This window comes from Halorubrum sp. AD140, assembly GCF_034497445.1.
Lineage (GTDB): Archaea > Halobacteriota > Halobacteria > Halobacteriales > Haloferacaceae > Halorubrum.
In genome coordinates this window covers 1-2,689 of the sequence record NZ_JAXRUU010000124.1, presented here as the reverse complement: position 1 = coordinate 2,689, position 2,689 = coordinate 1, and the positions used below count along the sequence as shown (strand labels likewise).

Annotated in this window: 4 protein-coding genes and 1 pseudogene; 2 read left to right on the top strand and 3 right to left on the bottom strand. The window is 72.1% G+C overall.

The window, feature by feature from the left end:
* The 3 genes from U4E84_RS16515 to U4E84_RS16505 form a co-directional block, all read right to left on the bottom strand.
* A partial coding sequence (locus U4E84_RS16515) for an LLM class flavin-dependent oxidoreductase (protein ID WP_322533204.1) occupies nt 1-453 on the bottom strand: 453 nt, incomplete at its 3' end.
* Between the two features lie 122 nt (nt 454-575).
* Nucleotides 576-983 carry a CBS domain-containing protein gene (locus U4E84_RS16510; protein ID WP_322533203.1) on the bottom strand — a complete coding sequence of 136 codons (408 nt, stop codon included), beginning with the start codon at nt 981-983 and terminating at the stop codon, nt 576-578.
* Nucleotides 984-1,036: 53 nt separating this feature from the next.
* Nucleotides 1,037-1,993, bottom strand: coding sequence for a DUF5787 family protein (locus U4E84_RS16505; protein WP_322533202.1), 957 nt, complete (start codon nt 1,991-1,993; stop codon nt 1,037-1,039).
* A gap of 113 nt (nt 1,994-2,106) precedes the next feature.
* Between U4E84_RS16505 and U4E84_RS16500 the strand changes: the two genes are divergently transcribed.
* Together U4E84_RS16500 and U4E84_RS16495 are read left to right on the top strand one after the other, a co-directional pair.
* On the top strand, nt 2,107-2,490 hold the full coding sequence (locus U4E84_RS16500; protein ID WP_322533201.1) for a hypothetical protein: 384 nt from the start codon (nt 2,107-2,109) through the stop codon (nt 2,488-2,490).
* A 32-nt stretch (nt 2,491-2,522) separates the two neighbouring features.
* Nucleotides 2,523-2,689: pseudogene (locus U4E84_RS16495) on the top strand (NUDIX hydrolase); the annotation flags it as partial.

The window sequence follows — 2,689 nt, the reverse complement described above, 5'->3', positions numbered from 1 at the left end:
CCGCTCGTCGAGCCCGAGGTTCTCGGCGGCCGACTCCAGGTAGGAGGTGACGACGTTGATCGCGACCCGACCGTCGGTGAGGTGATCGAGCGTGGAGAACTCGCGCGCGAGCTGGTAGGGGTGGGTGTACGTCGTCGAGCGCGTCACGGCGAACCCGAGATCGTCGGTGACCTCCGCCATCGCGGGGACGAGGAGCTGCGGGTCGCTCGCGGGCGTCTGAACGGCCTTCTCCACGGCGGTGTGACGGTCGTCGCCGTACACGTCGTAGACGCCGCGCACGTCCGCGAAGAACACCGCGTCGAAGCCGCCGCGCTCGGCGGTGCGGGCGACCTCGGTCCAGTAGTCGCGGTCCGCGTACTCCGGCGACCGGTCGCCGGGGTAGGTCCACGATCCCGGCGAGACGTGCTCGACCGAGGCCATGGTGAAGAGGTTGAGGTGCAGATGGTCCGACATGGACCCGCGTACGCGGGCCGGAGGTAATACCCCACAGAAAGGGGCGTCACTTGTCGGCGTCGCTGACGGAAGCGGGGCCGCGGGGAGGAGAGTGACGGACGAGAGGGAGAGAGCGAACGAGACTACGGCGACGCCGTCTCCGGCGAGGAGACGTACGCGGCGAAGTCGGAGGTCGTGATGATCCCGATGGGCGTGTCGCCGTCGACGACGGGCACGTGGTGAAAGCCGTGTTCGATCATCGTCGCGGCGACGTCCGAGACTGAGTCCTGCGCGCCGGCCGTGATCGGGTCCGGGGTCATGTACTGCTCGACGGTCGTCTCCGCCTTCGGCTGGCTCTTCGCGACGATGTCGACGAAGTCTGTCGTGGTGAGAATGCCGACCAGCGCGCCGTCGTCGTCGACGACCAGCGCCGAACTGACGTCGTTGTCGAGCAGCACCGCCGCCGCGTCCTCGACCAGCGTGTCGGGCGTGACCGTGTGGAGGTCGCTCGTCATCAGCCGCGCGACGAACACGTCGTCGATTTCGTCCATACCTGAGAGTCCGCCGCTCGGGGTATAAGGATTCCCACAGCGATCGCCGGCGATCACCGGAACCGCGAGAGCCCGGACTGCCGGCGCGGTCCCGCGCCGTCGGGATCGGCAACCCAGGCGGTGCGCTCGTCGCGGAGCCGGTCGCGGTCGAGCTCGGGGGGATCGGCGGGGTCGTGCGCGTCACAGCCCGCGCCGCACTCGCGCCCCGGGTCCACCACCCGGTCGAACCGCTCGCAGAACGGCCGGCCGTCGGCGGTCGACGCCGCGTTCGCGCACGTCGGCGGCGACGGACGCCACCCCTTGCCGTACGCCCGCTCCGCGATTCGGCGCCGCTTGCGGGCCTTCGCGTCCGGATAGACGAGCGCCACGTCGGTCCGGAGCGAGCCCTCCGCGCGGATCTCGACGCCGGGCGCGTCGGGCGAGAGCGGCGTCGGCTCTCGGACCACCTCGCGCTCGCCCGTCTCCGGATCGAACCGCCAGACGCCGACCGCGTCGGGGACGCGGTTGAGGTGCGCGCGGGTGACGTAGGAGGCCGTCGCGAGCACGACCTCGTCGAACAGGCCGAGCGCGACGTCATACCGTAGTTGCGCCGCCAGGTCGCCGGGCGTTCCGAGGTCGGGTTTGTTCTCGATCGCGGTCAGCGAGCCGACCCAGTCGTCCGGGTACCGGGCGGTCGCGCGCACGACCGGGCGTCCGTCGCGCCGCTCGCGCTCGAGGTACCCGACCTCGACGGCGCGCTCGACGACCGCGGCGGCCCGGTCCGGCGGGAGGTCGAACGCGTCGGCGACGGGGACCGCCTCGCCCGGGCCGACCGCCGCCTCGATCGCGGGGGCCGGGATCCGCTCGGGCGTGATCGTCGCCCGCCGGTCGAACCCCGGGCCGGACTCCAGCACGCAGACGTCGACGATCCGACCGCCCGGTGCGGTGACGCCGGATCCGAGCTGCCGGGCGACGACGCGGTCCGCCGATTCGAGCGCGGCACACAGCGCCAGCTCGAACCGGAACTCCATGCGTGTCGACAGGGGCGCCGACGAGTAAAGCCCGTCGGCGGACGGGACGCGGCGGGGATTCCAGAGTCACCGCGGTCGAAACCGGTATTCCACGTCGGCGCCTAGCGTCGGCCATGCGCCGGGTCACCCGGAACCTCCTCGTCGCCGTCGCGCTGATCCTCGTCGCGCTGCTCGCGCTGGGCGCCCTGCCGAGCTACCTCGGCAGCGGCGACCCGTACTACCTCACCGCCGAGCCGATCGAGACCGACGAGCCCGCGGCGGACGTGAACAACGCGTCCGACCGCCGGTACCCGTTCCTCACGGGCGCGCTGACGAGCGACGACGGGCGTTCAGAGGGGTACCAGACCGGTCCGTACGGGATGAAAGAGTGGTTCACCCACACGCCGTTCGACGAGGTGGACGCGCTCGCACAGCGGGTGCCGGAGGCCGCGACCGACGACGGGGTCCGCGTGCGCTACGAGGGCCGGACGTACCACGTGGAGGTGGTCCGATCGTGAGCGACGACGAGCACGGGAGTGAAGGGGAGGAGGTGGCCGATCGCGACGCGCCGAGCGGTGACGACGCGCCGAGCGGTGACGGCGCCCCCGCCGACCGCGACGCGCCGGCCGCCGACCTCCGCGACCTCCCGGACTTTTCGGACGGTCGAACCCACTCGCTGCCGGGCGAGCCCGAGTGGCCGGTCAGGGAGGTCGCCGT